This is a genomic window from Agrobacterium sp. ICMP 6402, from assembly GCF_009498615.1.
GTDB lineage: Bacteria > Pseudomonadota > Alphaproteobacteria > Rhizobiales > Rhizobiaceae > Agrobacterium > Agrobacterium burrii.
This window is the reverse complement of sequence record NZ_QSNV01000001.1, coordinates 165,260-190,713: the sequence shown is the minus strand read 5'-3', so window position 1 is coordinate 190,713 and position 25,454 is coordinate 165,260. Positions and strand designations below refer to the sequence as shown.

The window sequence follows — 25,454 nt, the reverse complement described above, 5'->3', positions numbered from 1 at the left end:
TTATCCTTCCGTAACGGCACGATGCGGCACCGCCCCCGACGCACCACGCGCGAGAAGCTGCCTTGGGTTGGGGACCTGACATTTCGCCGGCCCGTGGTTGAGATTGATTTGCTTGAAGTCAAAATGTCGCAAGACTATTGATCAGTCCAACGAATGTTTCTAATATGAGACATCAATCATTCTGATGGATGAGTTTCCATGTCCGCACCCCTCGACATCGACCAGCTGCACACCTTTATCGCCATTATCGATACGGGCAGCTTCACCAAGGCCGCCGACCGCGTTTTCAAGACACAATCTGCCGTCTCCATGCAGATGCGGAGGCTGGAGGAGCGGATCGGCAAACAGCTGTTCGCCAAGGACGGGCGCGGTAACCGCCTGACGGCGGAGGGCGAAAAGCTGATGAATTACGCCCGCCGTATCATCCGTCTCAACAACGAGGCAATCGCCGCTTTTGACGACAACCGGCTTGAGGGCACGTTGCGCATCGGCACGCCGGATGACTATGCCGACCGGTACATGCCTGAAATCATCGGCCGTTTCGCCAAGACCCATCCAAATGTCGAGCTTTATATCGTCTGCGAACCTTCGGTCAGCCTTGCTGAAAAAATGGCGCGCGGGGAGCTGGATATCGCGCTCGTCACCCACAATCCCCGCGCCCGCTCCTCGGATGTGGTGCGCACCGAACCGCTCTGCTGGGTCGCTTCCGCCAACCATCCGCTGAAGGACGACGCGCCGGTGCCGCTTGCCGTCGGCCGGCGCGATTGCCACTGGCGGCAGCTTGCCTGCTCGGCGCTCGATGCCGACGGGCGAGATTATCAGGTTCTGTTCACCAGCTGGTCCTCCACCGTGGTCGCCGCCGCCGTGCTGGCCGGCATGGCCGTCTCGGTGCTGCCGGAATCGGCGCTGCGTACCGGCATGAAGGTGCTGACCGCCGCCGACGGTTTCCCACCGCTGCCGCCGGTGCAGATAGGCCTGATGAAACGTCCGGGCCTATCGCCCTCGCTGGTAAACGCCATTACCGACCACATCACCGCCTGCCTCGACAATATCTCGCCGATGAACGTCGCCGACGAGCTGGATAATGATGTGAAGACCTACCCGAAGATGCCGCGCCTGCGTGCCGGGCATATGCTGCCGGGATGGTAAGCGAATAGTACAAATACGAAGGCCGGGGCAAATCCCGGCCTTTTCATTGCGCGTTTGCGCGCTGCTGTTTACTGCGCGCGCAACGACGCAACCGCCAGCAGCGTTTCGCCGCTGATACCCGCCGAGCCGCTGCCATTAAACAGCATCATGATCGGATCTGTGGTGTTCTGCGCATTGTCGTACATGATGGTGAAACGGGCGACGAGTTTCTTGACCTTTTCCGGGTCCTGAAAATCCTCAATGTCGAAATATTTCTTCATCATCGCTACCTGCGTATCCACCGGAGCGTTGCCGAGTTCGGAGGGAATGCCGAAGGTGGTGTTGATGAAGTTCTGGATCGCGGTATCGGCGAGGATGGAATAATAGGACGTCGTTCCTGCCGCCATGCGCTTGAAATAGAGCGCCAGGCGCACGCCGGCATTCTCTTCACCTGCCTGGGTTTCCAGCGTCTGGGTCAGGTAATTGTCCAGTGTCTCGTAAAGACCACGCCGCGTCTGGATCAAACTGCGATCTTCGTGAAGGATATTGCCGTCCGTATCGAAGTTGAAGGCGGTGACGAGGCGGCGGAAGACCGGGTCCATCTCCTTGTTGACGTAGCTTTCGCCATCATCCAGCTTGGAAGAGAATATCTTTCCCAACTGTTCTTTCGTCACGCTTTTCGGATCGATGCCAAGCGATTCCATCGCAAATTTCGTCAGGCGATCATTGGCCAGGAATTCCTTGAGCGTCTTGATCTTCTGCATCTCGGCGGTGAAATATTCCGATTCTTTCTTGGCCGCTTCCTTGTCCTTCTCCGTGCCGAAAGCCGACTTCTTCTTGATATAATCGGCCGACATGGTCTGCATTTCGATTTCCGACTGGGCCAGCACCGGAGACCCCAGACTCCCGTCGGACTTGAAATTGAAAAGCTCGGCCAGCTTGACGTAGCGCTCGTCCTTCAGCGTATAAACGAAGCTCTTTTTGTCCTGCAGGTCGCTGGTGAGTACCTTGCGGATATCGCTGGCATTCACCTTGGCCGGATCGAGACCGACCGCCTTCAGCGCATAGTTATAGACCGCGCTGCTATCGAGAAAATCCTTGACGGATGTGACGCTTCTGATGTCGCTCTTGAATAGCTTGAGCGCATTCTCGTCGGCGGCGTCATCCTTGTCGTTATAATGGGTCATGTAGCCGTTGGTGGTGGTCGCGGTCTGCAACGTCGTCTGCGGTGTCGTGCCGGCGGCAAGCGTTCCGTCCGTCTGGAAATTGAACGCATTTCTCATGGCGATGTAGCGCTTGTCGTTCTTGCCGAAGGTCGCGATGTAGTTAGTCGGGTCACTCAGATCGCTGGTCAGAATATTCTCGATCGTCGCCGTCACGATCGTCACGTCGTTCAGATCGAAGGCGACCTTGATATAGTTGAGAAGGCGCGCATCCGAGGTCAGTTCGGCCACGGTCTTGATCGAGCCGATCTTCGATTCGAAATAATCCCTGTTCAGGGTGGCGACCGTCGGCGTTACGCGCGGTGCACTGGCGATATAGGCATCCGTCATCACTTTGACATTGTCGGCCTTCTGCGCTCCGCCGGCGGCCACGGTGCCGTCATTCTTGAACTCGAAGGCGGCAGCGAGTTGCGCCATCTTGTTATATTGCGTGACGGCATTCGACAGCGTCGTCTGCTCCGCCGTGATGGCGGCGAGCTTTGCTTGCCACTCGCTCTTCGGCGGCAACACGGCTTCAAGCTGCGTCAGCTGATCCTGCCTCGTCACCTTTTCCGCTTCGAGCGCAGTACGCTGCTCAGCCGTCAGGTCCGTCCCCGCAAGCGAGGTGTCGATGGCGGTAATGCGGGCCGTGACCTGGCCGTGAAGTTCGATATTGCCCTTCATCGCCAGTTTTTCGACCGCGTCATTATAGGCGGCGCCAAATTTCTGGTTGAGGTAGCTGTCGGGATCGGCGATGTCGCTGGTCATCAAACCCTTGATATGCGCGTAGGTATAGGTCTTCTCATCGATGCTGAAGACCTGAAAAATATAAGCGCGGGTCCTGTCATTCTGCAGTAACTGATCCACATTGGTGACCGAGCCGATGATAGCCTTGTAATAACGCGTTTCTTCCGAAAGACTGTTATCAAGATCGGATATCGACGTACCGTAAAGCCCGATCATCTTGTCGAGCTGGGCCTCCGTCTGGACGGTCTTCGTAGACGCCGTGAAGTTGAAGGCTGCGGCGAATTCGCGGTAGCGCTCATCGGTCAGCTTGTTGGCGAAGCTGTTCTGGTCGTTCAGATCGCTTTCCAGCACCTTCTTCATGAAGGCCTTGGCATAGGTCATTTCGCCGAGACCGAAGGCATCCATGGCGTAGGAATAGAGCTGATAGTTATTGAGGAAATCATCGACGCTTTTCACATTGCCGATGTTTTCCTTGTAATATTTCGTCTGCCGCTCGGTGAGGCCCTGCTGCGCCACGCGCGAAATGCTTGTCTTCATATCGCGGTTGATGAGGTCGTAGCTGAGATACGTCGATACCATCTGAATGCCCTCTGAAACATCGCGTATCCCTTCGGGGACATCGAGGTTCCGGTTTTTAAATCCACCCAACACGCCCCATCCGGACGCACGGCAAGCCTTGGCAGGACTATGCATGACGCTCCTTGCCCGGAGCTTGAAAGAGCACATTTCCAGGGACGATAAAAACCGCATTGTCTCAATCCGCTTTACCCAAACGAAACCATGCCACAGTTGGTTTTGCTAACCATTTGGGAATGCAAAGTTTTCTTAACCGCGATTTTTAAGCAGTCTCGAACATGCGGCGGATAATCTCCTGACATCAGAGGACGAAAAGTCCCGATGAGAAGACCGGAAACCGGCTCTCAGGTAAAACAAGGGTAGATTAAACATGACCAAGACCGTTCTGAAGCCCGACTGGGCCGTTGCCACACTCAGACTCGACCCGGCACGTTTTCCGCAACAGGTCACCTATGGAAAAGGCAACGGCGCGACCGACGTCGCCGTGACGCTCGATGAACGGGGCGCCGTTCTGAGAAAGGTTCTTTCCTCTTCCGGCCTGCCTTTGTCTTTCGCCCTGCCAGCCCGCGCCTTCAAGGGTGTTGCAGCCCGCGCCATCGACCATGGTGACGGTCAGGTAACCGTGACGCTGGAACTTCACCATGATGACCCGGATCTCTGCGTTCCGCTGCTGGTCGCCCATGATCTCTGCGATATCGCCGCCGACTGGCGCAGCTGGTCCGAAGCCTACCGCATTCCCATGCTGATGGTGGAAGCCGATGGCGTTGCCCGCCCGCTGGAAGAACATCTCGGCAAGGTGCGCACCCAGAATACCCGTCCGCGCCGCCGCCATTCCTATTTCGCGGATCGCCGCCCGCGCTTCCTCGTTCGCCGCTCCACCGGTTCGCTCGGCATGAGCATGAAGATCGAGGGCAAGGAAATCATCGCCCGCAGCTGATAATCGTCAGCAAAAACAAATCAAAAGCCCGGCGCGCAACGAAGCGGCCGGGCTTTTTTGCATCTTATGTTTCCGGCTTCAGGCCAGCAGAAGCGGCAGGATGAGGCCGGCAAAAATCATCACGCCGACACGGTTGTTGGATTTGAACAATACGAGGCATTGCTCGACGTCGTCGATATCCAGCACCCAGACCTGACGGAACAGCATAATGGCTGCGGCGGCAAGGCCGCTATAGGCAATGACGTTAACACCCGCGCCCCAGAAGGACAGGGCGATCATGGCAAGGGCTGTGCCATAAAGAAAAACCAGCCAGCGATGTGTGTTTTCTCCAAACAGCAGGGCGGTCGAACCGATGCCGACTGCCGTGTCGTCTTCCTTGTCCTGATGGGCATAGATTGTATCATAACCAATCGTCCAGGCGATCGAGCCGACATAAAGCAGGACAGCCGGCCAGGCGATCGATCCGAACTGCCCGGCCCAGCCCATCAGCGCACCCCACGAAAAGGCAAGGCCGAGGAAAAATTGCGGCCAGTTGGTGAAGCGCTTGGCAAAAGGATAGATCGCCACGAAGATCAACGAGAAGACGCCTGTCGCGATTGCGAAGCCGTTGAACTGCAAAAGCACCACAAATCCGGCAAGCGCCTGCAACACGATGAATAACTTGGCTTGTAGCCTCGTCACGCGGCCGGATGGCAGCGGCCGGGAACGGGTGCGCGCTACGGCCATGTCGATCTTGTGGTCGGCCAGATCATTATAGGTGCAGCCGGCACCGCGCATCGCCACCGATCCGATGAAGAACAGCACCAGGTGCCAGATCAGCGTGCCCCAGGAAAAGCCGCCGCTCACCGTCGCAGCATTGGCAGCAAGGGCGGCGGACCAGAAACAGGGCCACATCAGCAATTGCCAGCCGATGGGGCGATCCCACCTTGCGAGCTGCGCATAGGGCCAGAGGGACCTCGGCAAAATCCGATAGACCCAGTTGTTGGATGGCGCGTCGGAAACGCGGTCTGATAAATCGCTGTGGTGAACCATGGGATGGTTCTACAGCATTGGCGGGCGAATCGGAACGGATTTCAGCATTGGCCGCGCCCACAAAAAAGCCCCGCAGCGTTTTCGCGTCGGGGCTTTGTATCACCTTGTTCGCGTCGCCTCAGGGGAGCGAGAAATTGAATTTGTAGCTTGCCTGAACGCCGATGATGAACTGGTTTTTCGAACCACGCTCGCGCACCAGCGAGCTGTCGGCGGCGTCGCCGGTGAGACGGCGATATTCCGCAAACGAGCCGACTTCGGCGTTTTCGGTAACCTTCCAGGTGATGGCGGCACCGACGCCGGCGGAATGCAGGCCACCGCCCGGGCTATAGGGCGAAGGCGCGCCGGCTGCCGTCTGTGCCGCGCTCACGCCGTAATAGCGCTCGTTATATTTGCTGCTGACCCAGGTGGCGCGCGGGCCGGCGGAAATCTGGATGCCGGGCGCAATATCGGTAAACGCATCGACGGCGACGTCACCGACAACGCCGCTATGGCTGCGGATACCCTGACGGACTTCGCCGCGAACACGCAGCCAGTCGGTCGGATAGGCCTCGGCGAAACCACCAAGCTCGCCACCGCGCTTGATGCGGGTCATGCCTTTCAGATCGGAAGAGTCGCCTTCGTCACGCGGAGAAACCAGTTTGCCGGCGAGACCCATGCTGATCGGGCCGTTGTCCAGAAGCGAGATCGAAGCACTGTCGTTGCGCGAGGTGAAACGCGCGCCCTGCCCTTGACGGCCAAGCGAAATGATCGGCGAGAAGCCGAATTCGTTCTTGTTGTCGCCCTGATATTTCGGCGCAGTGAAACCCGCACCGCCGAGCTTCAGATACCAGTCGCCGGAAAACCAGCCTTCGGCATGGGCGTTGCCCACGGCAAAAAGCGACATGACACAGGCGGCGACTGCCGCTGATGGCTTGAACATGAAAAGAACCCCAGAAACGCAATACAGACAGGTGCCCGTAGAATTAGAGGGATTGTCTTTCCATTCCATTAACCAGCGCGTGCGAGGGAAGTGACAAGGTCCGAAACCCATTCTTCGTCATGCTCGGGCTTGTCCCGAGCATCTGCTACCGCCCGATTTCCGCGAGGCGGATAGATCCTCGGGACAAGCCCGAGGATGACGTCGCGTGTGCAGAAACGCTCGCCGCTCAGCTTCTTCAGAACGTCACCTTCTCCAGCGGTGGACGGGTCTTTTCAAACTCCAGCAGCTTCGCCTCGTTGCCAGCGATATAGTCGCGATTATGCGGAACGGCATCGCGATCCTTGGCGAGCTGGATCTGAAAAATATGGAAATTTTCATGGGTGAAGGCCATTTCCGACCCCGCCAGATAAAACTCCCACATGCGGAAGAAACGCTCGTCGTAAAGCGCCACCGCCTCCGCCTTGCGCGCCACGAAGCGTTCACGCCAATGCCTGAGCGTGTGGGCATAGTGCATCGGCAGGATTTCGATGTCTTTCACCAGTAGCCCCGACTTCTGGATCGCCGGCAGCACCTCGGCAAGCGAAGGGATATAACCGCCGGGGAAAATATATTTTTCGATGAAGGGGTTTGTCGCCAGTGCAGGAGAGGGCTGACCGATGGAGTGCAGCACCATCACGCCCTTGTCGTCGAGCACCTCCGCCACCTTGTCGAAATAATCGCGGTAGTGCGTCGGTCCGACATGTTCAAACATGCCGACGGAGACGATACGGTCGAATTTCTTCGAGGCCGGCAGGTAACGGTAATCCTGCAATTCAAAGCGGACATTGCCTGAAAGCCCACGTTTTGCCGCCCGGTCGCGGGAAACGCGCAACTGCTCTTCGCTAAGCGTGATGCCGGTGACATCGGCACCCACACTTTCGGCAATATACATCGCCATGCCGCCCCAGCCGGAGCCGATTTCCAGCACGCTCTGGCCCGGCTCCGTCATCAGCTTGGCGGCGATGTGGCGTTTCTTGGCCACCTGCGCCTCAGAAAGGCTGATGCCGGGCGGATTGAAATAGGCGCAGGAATATTGCCAGTCCTCATCAAGGAAGAGGTCGAACAGCTTCGCGCTCAGATCATAGTGGTGGGCGACGTTGCTCTTGTTGTGATTGACCGGCAGGCGCATCCTGATACGGGCGGCGATGATGCGCGCCATACCTCGCCAGACCATGCCAAAGGACAGCGCCTCGCTCAGCGTATTGCCTTTGACCAGCGCCAGAAAGTCGTAAATATCGCCCTCGGCGATGGTCATACGGCCTTCCATATATATTTCGGCTAACTTCAATGCAGGATCCGCGGCGATCTCCTGCATGGCGGCTTCGTCGGTGAAATTCAGAACAACCCGTTTTCCGGTGCCGTCGCCAAATGTGCGGCTGCCCTGCGGGCTATGGACGGCAAGATCACCGATCTTGATTATCTTTTCGAGAAGAACATGCAGAGACGACGCCATGGCACCCCCAAATTGCTAAGTCTCACTTATCAATTCCGTTGACCGTATTCCTTTCGGCACAAGTTTCAAGATAGTCTTATTTCAAAAAAATTGAACGATTTCATCAAATAAAAAGCCCCGCCGGGGTATCCGACAGGGCTTTTCGGTAAAAAATCATTTCAACCTTAGGTCAGCGTCGCTTCATTGCCTCGGCCAGCGCTGCAGCAAGGGCACCACCGGATTGCGACCCCTCGTTGCGTTCTTGCGGCTTGGATGTCGCGTGGCGCATGGCACTCGCATTGCCCTTTTCGCGCATCGGCTGCGGTGCCGCCTCTCCGCCATCCTTGCGCATGGTGAGACCGATGCGCTTGCGCTTCACATCCACTTCGACGACTCGCACCTTGACGACATCGCCCGCCTTGACGACCTCATGCGGATCCTTCACGAAACGGTCGGCCAGTTGCGAGACATGCACCAGCCCGTCCTGATGCACGCCGATATCCACGAATGCGCCGAAGGCGGCGACATTGGTGACGGTGCCTTCCAGCAACATGCCCGGCTTCAGGTCGGTGATTTCTTCCACGCCATCGGCAAAAGTCGCCGTCTTGAAGCTCGGGCGCGGGTCGCGGCCGGGCTTTTCCAGCTCGGCGATGATGTCCTTGACGGTCGGCAGACCGAATTGTTCATCGATGAAGCGCTTCGGATCGAGCCCCTTCAGCGTGGCGCTATCACCCATCAACGTGCGCAGATCGCGGCCACAGGCAGCGACGATCTTTTTCGCCACGCCATAGGCTTCCGGGTGCACCGAAGACGCATCCAGCGGCTCCTTGCCGTTCGGGATGCGCAGAAAGCCGGCGCATTGCTCAAACGTGCGCTGACCAAGGCGCGGCACTTTCAGCAACTCCCTGCGGCTGGCGAAGGGGCCGGTCTGGTCGCGATGGGCAACGATAGCGTCGGCAATCGAAGTTCCGAGGCCGGAGACCCGCGCCAGAAGCGGCGACGAGGCCGTATTGAGATCGACGCCGACGGCGTTCACCGCATCTTCCACGACAGCATCGAGCGAGCGGCTGAGCCGGCCCTGATCGACATCGTGCTGGTATTGACCAACACCGATGGATTTTGGTTCGATCTTCACCAGTTCCGCCAGCGGATCCTGAAGGCGCCGCGCAATGGAGACGGCTCCGCGGATGGAAACATCGAGATTGGGGAATTCCGCCGCCGCCCGTTCCGACGCGGAATAGACAGAAGCGCCCGCCTCCGAAACGATGACCTTGGTTGGCTTTGTTCCCGACGCCGAGGCCGGCATCTGCGCCAGAAGATCGGCGACCAGCTTTTCCGTTTCGCGGCTGCCGGTGCCGTTGCCGATGGCGATCAGTTCGACATTGTGCTTGCGGATGAGCAGGGCGAGTTCCGCCTGCGCGCCGCGCACGTCGTTCCTGGGCTGGAAGGGATAAACGGTCGATGTGTCGAGCAGCTTGCCGGTGCCGTCCACCACGGCCACCTTGACGCCAGTGCGGATGCCGGGATCGAGGCCCATGGTGGCGCGCGAACCGGCAGGTGCAGCCAGCAGCAAATCCTTGAGGTTGCGGGCGAAAACGTTGATCGCCTCTTCTTCCGACCGTTCGCGCACTTCGCGCATGAGATCGAGCGACAGCGACATGGAGAGCTTCACCCGCCAGGTCCAGCCCGCCACTTCCATCAGCCACTGATCGGCGGGGCCGGCATTGCGGATATCGAAGGCGGCCGCGACGGTGCGCTGGGCCGGCTTCACCGGCGACGGGTCGTCAGCATCGACATCGATCGTCAGCGTCAGAATTTCTTCGTTCCAGCCGCGCAGCATGGCCAGCGCCCGGTGGCCCGGCACCGTCGCCCAGCGTTCGAAATGATCGAAATAGTCGAAGAATTTTTCGCCCGTCGCCTGCTTGCCATCCACCACCTTGGCGCGGAAAATGGCGTTCTGGCGCATGTAGTCGCGCAGACGCCCGAGGAGATCAGCGTTTTCCGTCATGGTTTCCGCTACGATGTCGCGCGCGCCTTCGAGCGCCGCTTTCACATCGGCCACTTCGTCCTTGATATAGGCCTCTGCAAGTTTCGCCGGATCGCTAGCGCGGTTTTCCCAGATGGCTTCCGCCAGTGGGCCGAGACCACGTTCGCGGGCGATTTCCGCGCGGGTGCGGCGCTTGGGCTTATAGGGCAGATAAAGGTCTTCCAGCTCCGCCTTGGTGCCAGCCTGCATGATCTTGACCATCAGCGCATCCGTCATCTTGCCCTGACCGTTGATGGTCTCGACGATGGAGGCGCGGCGCGCATTGAGTTCCCGCAGATAGACAAGGCGTTCCGCCAGCGTTCGAAGCTGGGTGTCATCGAGGCCGCCGGTCACCTCCTTGCGGTAACGGGCGATGAAGGGAACGGTCGCGCCCTCGTCCAGCAAGCCCACCGCCGCCTTTACCTGATCGGGACGGGCGTTGATTTCAGAAGCGATGAGCGTGGCGAGGCGGGCATTATCTGCGGTCATGAGGTTCTCTGATGTGACGTCTGGAGCGGCGAACATAATGTCTGATTGTGGCGTGACAACAAGAGGCAGGAACGATTCCACAGGAAAGGCGGCGATCAAGGGAAAGACAGGCCTTTGCGGTGCTTTCTCCTTGACCTTTCGCCCCCCTGCCCTTAACGCCGCTGACACAAGGTTACTGGCGAATTTGCAGGGGTGTTGACCATGAAAGTTCTGTTGATCGGTTCCGGCGGACGCGAACATGCGCTGGCGTGGAAAATCGCAAAGTCTCCCCTGCTTGAAGAATTTTACGCCGCACCCGGCAATCCCGGCATTGCCGACCACGCGACGCTCGTGGCGCTTGACGTGGAAGACCACGCCGCCGTCATCGCTTTTGCGAAAGAAAAATCGATCGATTTTGTGATCGTAGGCCCGGAAGCGCCGCTGGTGGCGGGTCTGGCGGACGATCTGCGCGCCGCCGGCATCGCGACCTTCGGACCTTCGAAGGCAGCCGCCCAGCTTGAGGGCTCCAAGGGTTTCACCAAGGATCTCTGCGCCCGTTACGATATTCCGACCGGCGCTTACCAGCGTTTCAAGGCCGCCGAACCGGCGAAAGACTATGTCCGTGAACAGGGCGCGCCCATCGTCATCAAGGCGGACGGGCTTGCCGCCGGCAAGGGTGTGACCGTGGCGATGACGGAAGACGAAGCCCTTGCCGCCATCGATGAGTGTTTCGACGGCGCGTTTGGTGCTGCCGGTGCCGAGGTGGTTGTGGAAGCCTTTCTCGATGGCGAGGAAGCGAGCTTCTTCTGCCTTTCGGACGGCAAGACGGCGCTGGCGCTCGCCACCGCGCAGGATCACAAGCGTGTGGGCGATGGCGACACCGGCCCGAATACCGGCGGAATGGGCGCCTATTCCCCCGCCCCCGTCATGACACCAGCCATGGTGGAGCGCACCATGAAGGAGATCATCGAGCCGACGATTTCAGGCATGGCCAAGGACGGCAATCCCTTCTCGGGCGTGTTCTTCGCCGGCCTGATGATCACCGCCAAAGGTCCGGAACTGATCGAATATAATGTGCGCTTCGGCGATCCCGAGTGCCAGGTGCTGATGATGCGCCTCAAGAGCGACCTTCTGCCGATCCTTTACGCCACCGCCACCGGTACTCTGGACAAGGTGCAGGCGGAATGGCGTGACGATGCGGCGCTGACCGTCGTTCTGGCTTCCAGGGGTTATCCCGGCGCTTACGACAAGAACACGCCGATCGCCCATATTCCCGATGCCAGCGAAGAGGCAAAGGTGTTCCATGCCGGAACCGCGCTGAAGGATGGCCAGCTTGTCGCGACCGGCGGACGTGTGCTGAACGTCACCGCTTTTGGAAAAGACGTGACGGAGGCGCAGGCACGCGCCTATGCACTGACGGACAAAGTGGAATGGGAAAACGGCTTCTGCCGCCGTGATATCGGCTGGCAGGCCGTGGCCCGCGAAAAGGCCTGATACTTAAAGCAGACAGCGTTGAGAACGAATATTTCGTTCAATTTTTACCAAGTTTGCTGACCCGATGGAAACGAAAGACCGGTAATATTTGCCCGAATATTGAATGACGCGCCGTGCCTGTGCCACGGGTTTTGCGGTTATTTCGGGGGTTTTTCGATGCGTCGTCTTCTTTTGACAGCCATTATCGCGCTGACCAGCGGGTCGGCCATGGCGTCTTCCATCGAATATATCAATGGCGTCCATGCCAGCAACGGCAGCTTCATTCGCCGTGACTGCACGGGCTGCGAACCCGTGAAAGACAAAACGCCAGCGCAGGGTTATGCCATTCCGTCCATCGAGCCGGGAACGCAGCATTCGGAAATGCGCGAAATCGACGGAAAACGCACACTTATCCGCACCGAAGCATGGCTCGGCGGTGCGCCGGTTACCTTCGTCAGCACCAATCCCGCATGGATGCCGGAAACCTCCAGCACCGCAATCGCAACCTATGACGATGCCGAACCCGTGGCGCACCCGGAAGAAACGGTTTCGACACCTGCCGGCATCGACGTGACGACGACGACCGCCGGCGTCAAGGAAATCTCTGCCGACAATGCCGCAGCTTCGATCAGCGCCTCGGCGGTCACCGCACCCGTATTCCCGGATTTCAAATTGCGTGGCAACTGACGGGCAGTACTCGGCGCGCTTTCCTGACAAACGTCAAATAATCGCGTCATTGCTGTATTTATCGTAGCTCTCAGCAACCATTCGGGGAATAATATATTTTCCGGCCGTTATTCTGTCAGCCAAGCTGATAAAGCTTTTGCTAATTAAATATTTATTCAAATTTTTGGCCGCTAAGTGACTTCATGGTGCAATGCAGCACAATATGAGGCCTGAGGCGGACGCTCGCTTTTCAGGCCCTTCACCGCGCATCAGGCGCTATTCCCATTTCCGAAACTTCGGCAGCGCGCGACCTTTTCAGGCCGCGATGCAAAACGCTTGTGAGCGCCCATGAAGAACCTCTCCATCTCCCGTCAACTGATCGTGCTCGTGGTGGCCCTTATGGCCGCCTTCTCCGTAGCGACCTTCTACCAGCTGAAATCCGCCACCGATGCGATCTATGAGGAACGCTACGGCATGTTGCGGACGCAGGTGCAATCGGCCATTTCCATTCTGCAATCCTTCCATGACAAGGAAACGGCCGGAACGCTGTCGCGGGAAGAAGCCATGAAACAGGCTTACGCCACCGTCAGCGCCATCAGGTTCACCCCTGATGGCTATCTGTTCGGTTACGACTATGACGTGACGATGAAGTTCCATCCCGATGCCAAGCGGGTCGGCGAAAACTACAGGGGCAAGCCAGACAGCAAAGGCTTCGCTTATCGTGACGAGCTGGTTCGGCTTGGCCGCAACGGCGGCGGCCAGACGGATTTCTACGGTCCAAAGCCCGGCATGGAAGGCAATGATTACGCCAAAAGCTCTTACGCACTTGCCTTCGAGCCCTGGCAGGTGGTGGTCGTGACCGGCGTTTACATCGATGATCTGAATGCGCAGGTTCGCGGCGAGGTGATGAAGGCGCTGTCCATCGGTGCCGCCATCTTCGTGCTGGCGCTCGCCGCCGCTTTCTACGTCATTCGCGGCATTTCCAGACCGCTCGGCGATATTCACCGCGCGCTTGGCGAAGTGGCCAATGAGAACGTCTCGCTTGCCATTCCCCATACCGGCCTTACCAACGAGGTGGGCATGATGGCGAAAGCCACCGCCTCGCTGCAGGACAAGGTGCGCGAGCGCCACGCCATGCAGCGCCGGCAGGAAGAACAGCAGGACCAGCTCGACACGGAACGCCAGAACAATCTCTACATGCAGCGCGACGAAGCCGCATTGCAGGCCCGCGTCGTCACCACCATCGGCGAGGCACTGGAAAAGCTGGCCGGCGGCGATCTGACCGTGCGCTGCGGCGATCTCGGCAATCGCTATGCGGCGCTGCGCGACAATTTCAACGAGGCCCTGACGCATCTTGATGCGGCCATGGCCAAGGTGAATTCCAAGAGCATCGATATTGGCGGCTCCAAGGAGGAAATCCGCAAGGCCTCCAACGAGCTTTCGCAGCGCACCGAACGGCAGGCCGCGAACCTTGAGGAAACCTCGGCCGCACTGGACGAATTGACCGTTGCGGTGCGCCAGACGGCGGAAGGCGCAGCCGACGCCGCCAAGCGCGTCACCACCGTCAGCTCGGAGGCCATGCGCAGCGACCGGGTGGTGGAAGAGGCGATATCAGCGATGAGCGGCATCGAACAGTCTTCCGACCAGATTTCCAACATCATCGGCGTGATCGACGACATCGCCTTCCAGACCAACCTTCTGGCGCTGAATGCCGGTGTGGAGGCAGCGCGTGCCGGTGAGGCCGGCAAGGGCTTTGCCGTGGTGGCGCAGGAAGTGCGCGAGCTGGCGCAGAAATCCGCCGCCGCTGCCAAGGAGATCAAGGACCAGATCTCCCGATCTTCCGCCCAGGTGGAAAACGGCGTGCGCCTTGTCGGCGAGACCGGAGAAGCGCTGAAACGCATCTCGGACCAGATCAAATCGGCGAACGAGATCGTCAGCAAGATCGCCCATTCGGCCGCCGAACAGGACACCACGTTGCGCTCGATCTCTTCGTCGCTGAACCAGCTCGACGTCGCCACCCAGCATAATGCCGCCATGGCGGAAGAAACCACGGCTTCGGCAGAGGCGCTGGCCGTGGACACCGAAGAGCTGCTGAACCTCATCCGCGGCTTCCGCGTCTCTTCCGGACACCAGCTTCACGGCATGGCAGAGCAGATGCGTATGGCGGGGTGATACGCTTTGAGGCTATCGATCAAAAACGGCGCCGGGGGAAACTCCGGCGCTTTTCGTTTCAACGTGTCAGAGCATCCAGCCTGTCGATGTCGGCTGGCGAAAAGACCGAAATGCCCGCACGCTCAAGCAGCGCAGCCGTCACGCCGTTGCCCGGATGTTTGAGGCCGGAGAACGAACCATCATAGATCGCGACCGACCCGCAGGACGGGCTGCCGTCTATCAGCAACGCATGGGTGCAGCCATTGGCCTTGGCAAAGGCAAGCGCCTTTTCCGCACCGGCAATAAATTGCGCGGTGACATCGCCACCGGTCACCTCCAGCACGCGGGCGCGGCCCTCCAGCACATCAAGACCAGACGCACCCCTCTCGATTTCCGCCGGTGGACGCGGCACGGGCATACCACCCGCCATCTCCGGACAGATCGTTACCAGCCTGCCCTCGCTTCGCCAGCGCTCTATTGCAGGGTGGGACAGGGGTTTGCCCTTGCCGTCGTAACGGACGGGCTGGCCGAGGAGGCAGGCGCTGATGAGGATTTTGGGAGGCGTTTGGGTCAATGGGAAACATCCTGCGGGAGCTGAAGCTGCGGCTTACCCCCCTCTGCCCTGCCGGGCATCTCCCCCTCAAGGCGGGAGATCGGCAAGAGGGGCGCTCCCCGCAACATTTTCACCGTCGAAGATGATCGACACGTCGCCACGGGTCGATCTCTCCCCTTGAGGGGGAGATGTCCGGCAGGACAGAGGGGGGTGAACCACGCACGCAACCGTCGCCTTTCACCCCCGAACCCATCACCCCGTGATCTTCGAGAAATCCGCAACCGTACCGGTCGCTTCGCGGATGGCCTTCAGCAGCGCCAGACGGTTGGCGCGGATGGCGGCGTCCTCGTCATTGACGAGCACATCCTCGAAGAACTTGTCGACGGGCGCGCGCAGCGTCGAAAGCGCCTGCATGGCGGAACGAAAATCCTCACCTTCGACGGCCTTGGCGGCATCGGCAGAGGCAGACTTGATCGCCGCGTAAAGCGCCTTTTCGGCGTCGAGCTTCAAAAGCTCTTCAGAGACGCCATCCGCAACCACGGTGCCCTTCTTTTCCTCGGCGGCCAGAAGCTGCGTGGCGCGCTTGGCGCCCGCCAGAAGGTTACGACCATCCTCGCCGGTGATGAAGGCGGTGAGCGCCTCGACACGGCGGGCGATCATCAGGAGATCATCGGATTCCGGCGTCAGAACCGCGTCGATCAGATCGTAACGGGCGCCGAGGTCGCGGAGGTAGACTTTCAGGCGGTCATGGAAGAAGGCCAGAAGATCAGCCTCCACTTCGAACATGACGTCATCTGGATTTTTCGCGAAAGTCACGTTTTCCGTAACGTGCTTTAGCCATGGTTCAAAAATATCCGCTATTGGCAGCCGAACATTCCGCTCCAGAATAATCCTCACCACGCCCAGCGCCGCGCGGCGAAGAGCGAAGGGGTCCTTCGAACCGGTCGGCTTTTCATCGATGGCCCAGAAGCCGACGAGGGTGTCGAGCTTGTCGGCCAGCGCAACCGTGATCGCTACCTTGTCTGCCGGCAGGCGGTCGGATGGGCCTTGCGGTTTGTAGTGGTCTTCAATGGCCGCAGCGACGCTTTCGTTTTCGCCCTGAAGTGCCGCATATTTGCGGCCCATCAGGCCCTGCAGCTCGGGGAATTCGCCGACGGCTTCGGTGCGCAGGTCGGCCTTGGCCAGCACCACGGCGCGGTCTACCAGCGCTTCATCGGCACCAACGACGGGGGCCAGCGCCTTCGCCAGTTCACGGATGCGGGTAACGCGTTCGCCCTGAGAACCAAGCTTGGCATGGAATGTCACGTTCAGCGCATCGAGCTTCGCCATGCGCTGGTCGAGCGGCTTTTTGAGATCGAGGCCGAATTTCGCAGCCGAATCCTTCAATGTTTCCAGATCAGGCAGATCGCCCTGGTCGCGGTTCCAGAAATGGCGGGCATCCGACAGGCGGGCGCGCACGACCTTGCCGTTGCCGTGGATGATTTCCTTGCCGCCATCGCTTGCCTCGATATTCGAGATCAGGATGAAGCGGTTGGAAAGGCCCTCTTCCGCACCCTGATTGCGGGTGACGAAACACTTCTGGTTGGTCTTGATGGTGAGGCGGATGATTTCCGCCGGGATCTGCAGATAGTCTTCCTCGAAAGTGCCCATCAGCACCTGCGGCCATTCGACGAGGCCGGAGACCTCTTCCAGCAGGCCCTCGTCTTCGACCAGATCGAGACCATTGGCGAAGGCCAGATCCTTGGCGTCGTGCAGGATGATATCCTTGCGGCGCTCCGCATCGAGAATGACCTTCGCCTTTTCGAGGCTCGAGACATAATCCTCAAAACGGCGCACGGTGATCGGGCCGGGTGCATGGAAACGGTGGCCATAGGTGACATTGCCGGCGACGATGCCGTCGATAACGAACGGAATGACCTGCGTTTCGTCATGTTCGGGGCCGAACAGGCAGACGATGGATTGCAGCGGGCGCACCCAGCGCAGGCTCTCGGAGCCCTTGCCTTCGATGCCGGCATAGCTCGAGCCCTTCGGCATGGAGGCCGGGCCGGAGCGCATGGATTTCGGCCATGGGAAAGAGCGGATGATACCGGGCATCACTTCCGCGATGATCTCTTCCGCCGGTCGGCCGGGCCTGTTGATGATGGCGATGTAGAAATCGCCCTTCTTCGGATCGGAAACGACCTGCGCTTCCGAGATATCGCTCAAGCCAGCGCCGCGCAAAAAGCCTTCAATCGCCTTTTCATTGGCGTCGGTGCGCGGACCCTTCTTTTCCTCGCGCACATCGGCGGAGCGGGCGTTGAGGCCGCGAATATCCAGCGTCAGGCGGCGCGGCGTCCAATATTCGCGCGCGCCTTCGTAGGTCAGCCCTCTCTCCACCAAGGCGTCGGTGACGAGTTTCTTCAGATCGCCCGCCGCCTTGCGCTGCATGCGGGCGGGGATTTCCTCAGAGCGGAGTTCAAGCAGAAGATCGGGCATGGGATCAGGACTTTATCTGTTGTCGGACGATTGCGGTCGGCTTAGCAAGCAACGCAGCAAAAGTCACCAATGCATTCGGTTAAATTACCGCGCGCGGGCATTACCAGCCGCCGCCGCCACCGCCGCCGCCGCCCGAGCCGGAAAAACCGCCGCCGCCGCCACCGCTAGAAAAGCTGGAGTTGGACGAACTGACGGGTTGGGGAATGGTGGAGGCGATGGTGCTCGCCATGGTCGAGGAGAAACCGCCGATCCTGTCGCCAAAGCTGCCGTAATTGCTGCCCGCATACCAGCCGGGTGCATAGCTTGCCACGGCAGCACCGGCGGCGGCTGTCGCAAGCCATGTTTCAAAGGTGCGGCTCCACGGTTTTTCAACGCCGAGCGCGACGGCATAGGGCAGCAAGGTCTCGAAATGTTGCGGCGACATGGCAGGCGCGCTCGCCATGTTCATCCGGTCTTTTTCCGCCAGCGTCAGATAGGTTCTCAGGCCCTCGATACCGTCCATCAGCTTGCGGCCAAGCGGCGTCGGCGCGCCCATCAGGAACAGGAAAAGCGCATTGGTAAGGATGATGCCGCCAATGGCCGCCAGCGCCAGCGATTTCGTATCATGCGTCACATCCAGCAGGACCTGCGTGGCGATGCCGCCGATGACCGAGAAAGCGACGAAACCGGCAAAGGCCAGCATGACGATGCCGCCGATCCGCTTTTTCAGCGATGCGCCGCGCGAGAACTGCCGACCGATTCCGATAGACAGGATGCTGAAGAACAATGCGAAAAAGCCGAAAACCAGCACGGCGGCAATGGCGATTTCATCGAGATCGCCAAACACCAGCGTCGCAACGACAATGAAGACGCTGAAGAAGATACCGAAAAAGATATAACCGGAATTGCTATGGTAATATTTGCCGCGATGCTCTTTTTCAATCGCCGCGCGGAACTGCTTGCCGACCTTTTCGACCTGCGTGCCATGGGCCTTGTCGATGGTCAGTGTTTCGCCCGGGCCGCCGATGGAGGAGAGCAGTGTCTTCTGCCCGGTCGGCAGATCGGCGGCGCTTTCCTTTTCGGTGCGGCGGATGACGATGGAATTCTTCAGGTCTTCCAGAACGACATAGCCTTTGACCGCGAGATCAAGCGCGGAAGCGGAAAGCGCGGTCCAGCCCGCGCCGGAAAAACCCCTGTTATCGACATAATTGACCAGAGCGGGGGAAAGCCCCTCCGGCGCATCCCAGCGCGGCACGATCACGCCCTTGGCCGGATCGCGGCCCACCGCGAACCACGCCCGCAGGTAATAGAGCAGCACGACAAAAAGCCCGCCGCCCGAAAGCAGGATGGCCAGATTGTCGCGCAGCCACCAGCCCGTTTCCTGCGAGGTGTCGGGTGCGGCGATAGCGCCCTTCGGCAGCTTGACGGCAACCGTCATGCCCTCACCCACCGAAAACGGGCGGGTGGAGGCGAAGAACACCTCGTTGCCTTCGCTGAGGACGCGGGCATCCTTACCTTTTGCACCGAGTGGTCCGGTGAAGACGTTGGTGTCTGTCGCCTTAACGCCCTCAGGCAGAACCACGGTCGCGGAAATCTCGCCCATCGGGAACTGCCAGCCATTGCCGGTGACGTTCCAGGTGAGTTCGTCGTAATCGCTGAAATAACGGATCTGCCGGGCGGTGGTATAGGTGATCTGGAAGACATGCTCGCCGGTCGGCAGAAAACGGTCGGCGCTGCCGGTATAGATGCGGATGCCGCCATCGATATTTTCGGTGCGCCAGTTTTCCGGCGCGCCATCCCGCTCCACCGAAACAACGTTGAAATCCACCTTCGTGCGGCGGTTATTCGCATCCAGCGCGTAAAGCGGGAAATCGCGGAAGATGCCGCGCTTGATGTTCTGCCCTTCGGCGCGCGCGGTGATGGTTTCCGTCACCGCCAGCTTGCCATCCGCCGCCACCTCGACGACGGAATGGTAGGAACGGATGAATTCCTCCGCGAAGGCCGGAAAGGCCACGCCCAGTAAGACGAACAGCGCGAGAAATCTTGCGGCGATGGTCTTCACGGGCGGTTTCCTCCAGCCAGTTTCAGTGCTGCGGCTCGGCAGCGCTTTCCTTTTCCGTGTACTCGACGCCGAGCGAGGCGAGCTCTTTCCAGTAAGCCGGGTAGGTCTTGGCCACGCAGGCCGGATTCTGGATGGCGATGCCGCCGACCTTCAGCGCCGCCAGCGCAAAGCTCATGGCGATGCGGTGATCGGCGAAGGTATCGATGGAGGCATTCACCGTCTGGCCCGCCAGTGCGGGATCGGAATGTACGATCAGGTCGTCGCCTTCCTCATGCGCCAGACCGTTACGGATTTCGTTGAGCCCGAGCGAGACGGCACGGATGCGGTCGCATTCCTTGACGCGCAGGTTGGCGATGCCGACGAAACGCACCGGCGTTTCGTTGAAAGCGGCCAGAACCGCGATGGTCGGAATGGCGTCCTGCATCTGCGAGCCGTCGATTTCGGCGGGCAGATGGGGAAACTTGGCCATGACATCATAGGCCTTGGCATCCGGCTGGGTGAACTTGTCGGCGGGCGTGCCGATATCGATCGCGCCGCCGGTCAGCAGTTCCGCACCCCAGAGATAGGTGGCGGCGGAAGCATCCGGCTCGATGTGAAAATCGGTCGCGGTGTAACCGGTCGGGTGCACGCGCCAGATGGCGTTGCTAACACGCTCAATCTTCGCGCCGAAGGCCTCCATGGCTGATGTGGTGAGGTCAATATAGCCCTTCGCGCCGATTTCCTCGCCCTTGAGGATGATATCGACAGGCTTGTCGCCGCAGGCGGCGGCCATCAGAAGTGCTGACACATATTGGCTGGAGAGGTTGGCGTCGATGGTGACGTTGCCCTTCGGGAAACCCATGCCCTTGCCGCGCACGGTGACGGGCGGGCAGCTGGTCGGCGCGTCCGCCTCAACACCGAGGGCGCGTAGCGCCTCCACCAGCGGCATGATCGGGCGTTTGCGCATGTGCTCGTTGCCATCGATGATGACGGCACCATCGACAAGCGCGGCTGCGGCGGTGAGGAAGCGCGTAGCGGTACCGGCATTGCCAAGGAAAAGCGGCTTTTCCGGCTGCTGCAACACGCCAGTCCCTTCCACCACGAAGGTGGTGGCATCAGGCTCGGTGACTTTCACGCCCATCTCGCGCAGGGCTTCGGCCATATAAAGCGTGTCATCGCTTTTCAGCGCGCCGGACAAGTGGCTTTTGCCCCTGGCGAGGCCGGCGAGCAGGAGCGCGCGGTTGGTGATGGATTTGGAGCCGGGCGGCTCGACCTTGCCGGAAAGGGGGTGGCCGGGCGGGGTGATGGTCAGTTCGATCATGATCGTCGTCTTGTCAAAGAATGCGGCGCGGAGCCGGATTATCGGAATTTGAGCGGGAGGTTTTAAACCGTCAGAAGAACGGTGTCCTTAGAATTTAACGGTCGGCACGGCACGGTCGGCCGGATTGTCGATCTCGAAATAGGGTGCCTTGGAAAACCCGAACTGGCCGGCGACCAGATTGGACGGGAAGCTTTCCACCTTGACGTTGAGATCGCGCGCGGCACCATTGTAATAACGGCGCGACATCTGGAGTTCGCCTTCGATGGTTTCAAGCGAGCGCTGCAATTCCAGAAAATTCGTGTTGGCCTTGAGATCGGGATAGGCTTCTGCGAGCGCGAAGAGTTTACCGAGCGCCTGCGACAGCAGGCCTTCCGCCTGGGCGCGGCCTTCGACATCACCAGCCGGCACGGCCTGCGCCCGGTTGCGCATGGCAATCACCTCCTCGAAGGTGCTCTTTTCATGCGCCGCATACCCCTTCACGGTCTCGATGAGGTTGGGGATGAGATCGGCGCGGCGCTTCAGCTGCACGTCGATGCCCGACCACGCCTCTTCCTTCATCTGCCGAGCTTTGACGAGGCCGTTATAGATGAAGACGACATAGAGCGCGATTGCCGCGATGATTGCCAGCGTGATGAACATGAATTGCGATTCCCAGCTTCGTTGCGCGCACGATAGCCGCTCATTACCGCAAAGTCATGGGGCTTCGCTCATTCTGTCCGTTTTTGCCGGGAGAGACACGCTGCGCGAAACAGGCATCCGTTATTTATAAAAGACGGTACAATACAATTTCAGCCCGGAGGCCTTGCGGACAAAAAGCGTGTGGGAGGCAAGCCTGTAGCCGCGCTCGGCCCAATAGTTCTTGTTTTCTTCCAGATGGTTCCAGCCGTCTATGACCCAGTCGCGCATTTCCGTGTTGCGCGTGTAGTGCATGCGAACGAGCGCGCTGCCCACATCAAGCGTTCGCTGGCCGCTGTCCTTGCAATCCATGCGGGTGACGATCATTCCGAAAGAGCGTAGCTTGTCTGCACGGGAAAAGGCGTCCTTGCCGCTCATCCACTCTGACGTTTCCGCATTCGCACTATTTCCGAGCATGCATCCGAGTATAAACACAAATAAAAAACAGAAATTTCTAATATTATTCATCGTTAAATCCATCACTATATTCAGGATACCAATCCACATAAAATAAAAGGCCGTCAAGAACGGCCTTCCAAATTCACCAAGATTTCCGACAAGTGCCTGACTTCAGAAATCAGGCGGCCTTATTCCAGTTCAACCCACCCGCATCCGTCAGCAGGAAAGCTTCGCCGCAGGCTTTCGCCAGCGTGCGCACGCGCAGGATATAGCTCTGGCGTTCCGTTACCGAGATCACGCCGCGCGCATCCAGCAGGTTGAAGACGTGGCTGGCCTTGATGCACTGGTCATAGGCCGGGAAGACGCATTTGTGCAGGCGCTGGTTGTCATCATCACCCGGCGCGCCGGCGGCGAGAAGCGCCTGGCATTCCTTTTCCGCGTCGATGAAGTGGCGATGCAGCATGCCGGTATCGGCAAATTCGAAGTTATGGCGGGAATATTCCTGTTCGGCCTGCAAAAAGACGTCGCCATAGGAAATCTTGTCTTCGCCCTCGCGACCGTTGAAGTTGAGGTCGTAGACATTGTCGACGCCCTGAACATACATGGCCAGACGCTCCAGACCATAGGTCAGTTCGCCCGCAACCGGCGAGCATTCGATGCCGCAGACCTGCTGGAAGTAGGTGAATTGCGACACTTCCATGCCGTCGCACCAGCATTCCCAGCCAAGACCCCAGGCGCCCAGCGTCGGGCTTTCCCAGTCGTCTTCGACGAACCGCACATCGTGCAGCAGGGGATCAAGGCCGATGGCCTTCAGCGAACCGAGATAGAGTTCCTGAAGGTTGGATGGGTTGGGCTTCAGAATGACCTGATACTGGTAATAATGCTGCAGACGGTTGGGGTTTTCGCCGTAACGACCGTCGGAAGGACGACGCGAAGGCTGCACATAGGCGGCCTTCCACGGCTTCGGCCCGAGTGCGCGCAGGGTCGTCGCCGGATGAAATGTACCCGCGCCCACTTCCATATCGTAAGGCTGCAACACCGCGCAGCCCTTGTCGGCCCAGTAATTGTGCAGCGTCAGGATCAGCGCCTGAAAGGAACGCTTCGGGTTCATATGGTCGGGAATATCGGTCATTGCAGTCATCGCGGCGTTTGGAGGACAAGTAAGCATAGACTTACTTCGGATGCGGACTGGTGCCACGGCGTGGCCTGAGGGTCAAGGTTTTATGCGTAAAGCCGCCGGCTTACGCCTCATCCTCGCGCTTGACGCGATATTCGCCGGTTTCGGGGTCCTTGATCAGCGTGCCGATGGCGCCGGTCTCGCGTTCTTTTTCGCGCAGTTTCGATTTTGCAGATAGCTTTTGCGCGTCGCGCACGAAGCGGCGGTAAAGGATGATGGATCCCACCACCAGAAGGATGATTGTAATAAGCTGCGCCATAAGGCCCTATTCCCGCGACATTAAAGACCGAAACGCGACCACAATGCCTTTTCTTCGGCAGCCTCCGCAAGACCCGAGACCGCGCCAGCCGCCAGCGTCCCGGTATTCAGGCCAAGTGCCGCATTGACGCCCGGCACCCTTTTGCCGAACAAGGAGCGCCCGCCGCTGACGAGCTGGAGCTTGACCTTTTCGCCGTAACGGCGGCGCAGAACCTCCCGCATGTCGCCCAGCCCGTCGATCAGGCCGAGGTCCAGACTACGCATGCCGGTCCAGAAGAGGCCGGAAAACAATGTGGGCTCGTCCTTTAGTCTCGAGCCGCGGCGCATCTTGACCATGTCGATGAAAACATTGTGGATTTCCACCTGCAGCGACTTCAGATAATCGATGTCACCTTCCTTTTCCGGCTGGAAGGGATCGAGGATCGCCTTGTTTTCGCCGGCGGTATAGACACGGCGCTCGACGCCGATCTTCCGCAGCATTTCCGGAAAACCGAAGCCGCCGGAGACGACGCCGATCGAACCGACGATGGAGGTGGGGTCGGCGATGATCTCATCACCGGCAAGCGCGATCATGTAACCGCCGGAAGCCGCCACATCCTCCACGAAGATCAGGACCTTCTTCTCCTTTTCCTCGGCAAGCTGGCGGATGCGGTTATAGATCATCCGCGCCTGGACCGGCGAGCCGCCGGGAGAATTGAGCGAAATGGCGACGGCCGGCGCATCCCTGATGGCAAAGGCCTTTTCAAGCAGCGGTGCATGGGAGGCTAGATTAAGCGCGGGACGAAACTGGCTGCCGCCCGCCATGATCGCGCCATGCATACGCACGACAGGGATGACGAGTTCTTTTTTGCGAAAGCGTTTCGGTACCAGATACTTCAAAAAACCCACAATTCAATCCTCGCAGCATATGCCTGTTCGTCAGGCATGTATGTATCGCCCCGGAAAACACAATGGTGCGGCCGGCGGAACGGCGATATTTATAAGCCGGGTCTGATTGCCTTTACATTACGGCAATAGGCTGTGCGGCCATTGCTCAGGTCGTCCACAAAGGGGGTAAAGGCATGGCTGCCGGTCTCGTGCATGATGAGCGGCGCCCGGAAAGACAGCCGCGCCCGCGAGCCCTTGATGGCGGTGACGAGCATGCGCACCGCGTCCTCACCGGGACGTGGATGGATGAGGGTGATCTCGATGCCGCCGAAGCGGCCGCCGCAGGCGGCGATGATCTCCGCCACCGATTGCGGCCTTGCAATCAGGGAAAGCTGTCCGCCAGGAACCACGATCGCACTTGCTGTCCTGATCCAGTCCTCGAACAGGCCTTCCGTCATGGCGTGGGCTTCGGCCTTCAGAGAATCGGGCGTGCGGCGGTCACCCGCATCATTGTAGGGCGGGTTCATGATGACGTGGTGGAAATACCCGTCCGGCAGACCAGCCTCGACGCGCGCTCTGGCACGCAGGGTCACATCGGCCTCGCGCACGCTCACCCGAGCAGAAAAGGCAGCGTTTTCCGGTAACAACAGGCTGCGGCGGGCAAAATCCGCCATTTCCGGCGAACGTTCGTAAAGCGTTACCTCGGCCGTCTCCAGCCGGGCGGCAACCGCAAAACCCGCTGCACCTGCACCCGCACCAAGATCGGCGATCCGGCAGGGGCGGTCATCCGCCACCAGCGAGGCCAGAAGCATGGCGTCCATGCCCGCCCGATGCCCCCTGCCCTTGGGCTGGAGAATGTGAAACCGACCCCGGTGAAAGGCATCAATCGTTTCGGAAATATCGTCGCCCACGT

20 protein-coding genes are annotated in these 25,454 nt (G+C 59.5%); 5 read left to right on the top strand and 15 right to left on the bottom strand.

What is annotated here, in order from left to right:
- Positions 1-198: 198 nt before the first annotated feature.
- Positions 199-1,149, top strand: coding sequence for a LysR substrate-binding domain-containing protein (locus DXT96_RS00910; protein ID WP_149898634.1), 951 nt, complete (start codon positions 199-201; stop codon positions 1,147-1,149).
- A 68-nt stretch (positions 1,150-1,217) separates the two neighbouring features.
- Here the strand turns inward: DXT96_RS00910 and DXT96_RS00905 are convergent, their stop codons facing one another.
- The gene (locus DXT96_RS00905) at positions 1,218-3,656 is read right to left on the bottom strand and encodes a DUF1217 domain-containing protein (protein ID WP_153513222.1); all 2,439 of its coding nucleotides are present in this window, start codon (positions 3,654-3,656) and stop codon (positions 1,218-1,220) included.
- Between the two features lie 367 nt (positions 3,657-4,023).
- On the opposite strand from DXT96_RS00905, the gene DXT96_RS00900 reads away from it, so the two are divergent.
- On the top strand, positions 4,024-4,590 hold the full coding sequence (locus tag DXT96_RS00900) for a DUF6101 family protein (RefSeq protein WP_046800659.1): 567 nt from the start codon (positions 4,024-4,026) through the stop codon (positions 4,588-4,590).
- Between the two features lie 78 nt (positions 4,591-4,668).
- On the opposite strand, the gene ubiA is transcribed toward DXT96_RS00900, so the two are convergent.
- The 4 genes from ubiA to DXT96_RS00880 all read right to left on the bottom strand — a co-directional run bounded on the left by ubiA (position 4,669) and on the right by DXT96_RS00880 (position 10,527).
- Positions 4,669-5,622, bottom strand: a complete 954-nt coding sequence (ubiA, locus tag DXT96_RS00895; RefSeq protein ID WP_153513221.1) for a 4-hydroxybenzoate octaprenyltransferase — start codon at positions 5,620-5,622, stop codon at positions 4,669-4,671.
- A 118-nt stretch (positions 5,623-5,740) separates the two neighbouring features.
- Positions 5,741-6,541: a MipA/OmpV family protein gene (locus DXT96_RS00890; protein WP_153513220.1), complete on the bottom strand. Its 801-nt coding sequence runs from the start codon at positions 6,539-6,541 to the stop codon at positions 5,741-5,743.
- A 235-nt stretch (positions 6,542-6,776) separates the two neighbouring features.
- Entirely contained in the window at positions 6,777-8,033 is a 1,257-nt protein-coding gene (locus DXT96_RS00885) for a cyclopropane-fatty-acyl-phospholipid synthase family protein (protein WP_153513219.1), read from the bottom strand.
- A 169-nt stretch (positions 8,034-8,202) separates the two neighbouring features.
- Complete coding sequence (locus DXT96_RS00880; RefSeq protein WP_153513218.1) at positions 8,203-10,527, bottom strand: Tex family protein; 2,325 nt, start codon at positions 10,525-10,527, stop codon at positions 8,203-8,205.
- Between the two features lie 201 nt (positions 10,528-10,728).
- Here DXT96_RS00880 and purD point away from each other — a divergent pair, with 201 nt between their 5' ends.
- From purD to DXT96_RS00865, 3 genes are all read left to right on the top strand, one after another.
- The gene (gene purD, locus DXT96_RS00875; RefSeq protein WP_153513217.1) at positions 10,729-12,000 is read left to right on the top strand and encodes a phosphoribosylamine--glycine ligase; all 1,272 of its coding nucleotides are present in this window, start codon (positions 10,729-10,731) and stop codon (positions 11,998-12,000) included.
- Positions 12,001-12,156: 156 nt separating this feature from the next.
- Complete coding sequence (locus DXT96_RS00870) at positions 12,157-12,666, top strand: plant virulence effector HPE1-like domain-containing protein (RefSeq protein WP_153513216.1); 510 nt, start codon at positions 12,157-12,159, stop codon at positions 12,664-12,666.
- Positions 12,667-12,993: 327 nt separating this feature from the next.
- Positions 12,994-14,817: a methyl-accepting chemotaxis protein gene (locus tag DXT96_RS00865; protein WP_153513215.1), complete on the top strand. Its 1,824-nt coding sequence runs from the start codon at positions 12,994-12,996 to the stop codon at positions 14,815-14,817.
- Positions 14,818-14,875: 58 nt separating this feature from the next.
- On the opposite strand, the gene DXT96_RS00860 is transcribed toward DXT96_RS00865, so the two are convergent.
- From DXT96_RS00860 to DXT96_RS00815, 10 genes are all read right to left on the bottom strand, one after another.
- On the bottom strand, positions 14,876-15,370 hold the full coding sequence (locus tag DXT96_RS00860; RefSeq protein ID WP_149899004.1) for a DUF523 domain-containing protein: 495 nt from the start codon (positions 15,368-15,370) through the stop codon (positions 14,876-14,878).
- 231 nt (positions 15,371-15,601) lie between these two features.
- Positions 15,602-17,824, bottom strand: a complete 2,223-nt coding sequence (gene glyS, locus DXT96_RS00855) for a glycine--tRNA ligase subunit beta (protein ID WP_153513214.1) — start codon at positions 17,822-17,824, stop codon at positions 15,602-15,604.
- Between the two features lie 100 nt (positions 17,825-17,924).
- Positions 17,925-19,865 (bottom strand): DUF2207 domain-containing protein, encoded by a 1,941-nt coding sequence (locus DXT96_RS00850; protein WP_371418759.1) that lies wholly within the window; start codon positions 19,863-19,865, stop codon positions 17,925-17,927.
- Between the two features lie 22 nt (positions 19,866-19,887).
- Positions 19,888-21,165, bottom strand: coding sequence for a 3-phosphoshikimate 1-carboxyvinyltransferase (locus tag DXT96_RS00845; RefSeq protein ID WP_153513212.1), 1,278 nt, complete (start codon positions 21,163-21,165; stop codon positions 19,888-19,890).
- Positions 21,166-21,252: 87 nt separating this feature from the next.
- Complete coding sequence (locus DXT96_RS00840) at positions 21,253-21,804, bottom strand: LemA family protein (RefSeq protein WP_137037139.1); 552 nt, start codon at positions 21,802-21,804, stop codon at positions 21,253-21,255.
- 120 nt (positions 21,805-21,924) lie between these two features.
- Positions 21,925-22,218 (bottom strand): hypothetical protein, encoded by a 294-nt coding sequence (locus DXT96_RS00835; protein WP_236776548.1) that lies wholly within the window; start codon positions 22,216-22,218, stop codon positions 21,925-21,927.
- 199 nt (positions 22,219-22,417) lie between these two features.
- A complete protein-coding gene (locus DXT96_RS00830; protein WP_194287515.1) occupies positions 22,418-23,380 on the bottom strand; it encodes a glycine--tRNA ligase subunit alpha in 963 nt (320 codons plus the stop codon).
- A gap of 100 nt (positions 23,381-23,480) precedes the next feature.
- A complete protein-coding gene (locus DXT96_RS00825; protein WP_149898621.1) occupies positions 23,481-23,675 on the bottom strand; it encodes an NfeD family protein in 195 nt (64 codons plus the stop codon).
- 20 nt (positions 23,676-23,695) lie between these two features.
- Positions 23,696-24,565, bottom strand: a complete 870-nt coding sequence (locus DXT96_RS00820) for a S49 family peptidase (protein ID WP_371418807.1) — start codon at positions 24,563-24,565, stop codon at positions 23,696-23,698.
- 86 nt (positions 24,566-24,651) lie between these two features.
- Positions 24,652-25,452 carry a tRNA1(Val) (adenine(37)-N6)-methyltransferase gene (locus DXT96_RS00815; protein WP_371418758.1) on the bottom strand — a complete coding sequence of 267 codons (801 nt, stop codon included), beginning with the start codon at positions 25,450-25,452 and terminating at the stop codon, positions 24,652-24,654.
- Positions 25,453-25,454 lie beyond the last annotated feature (2 nt).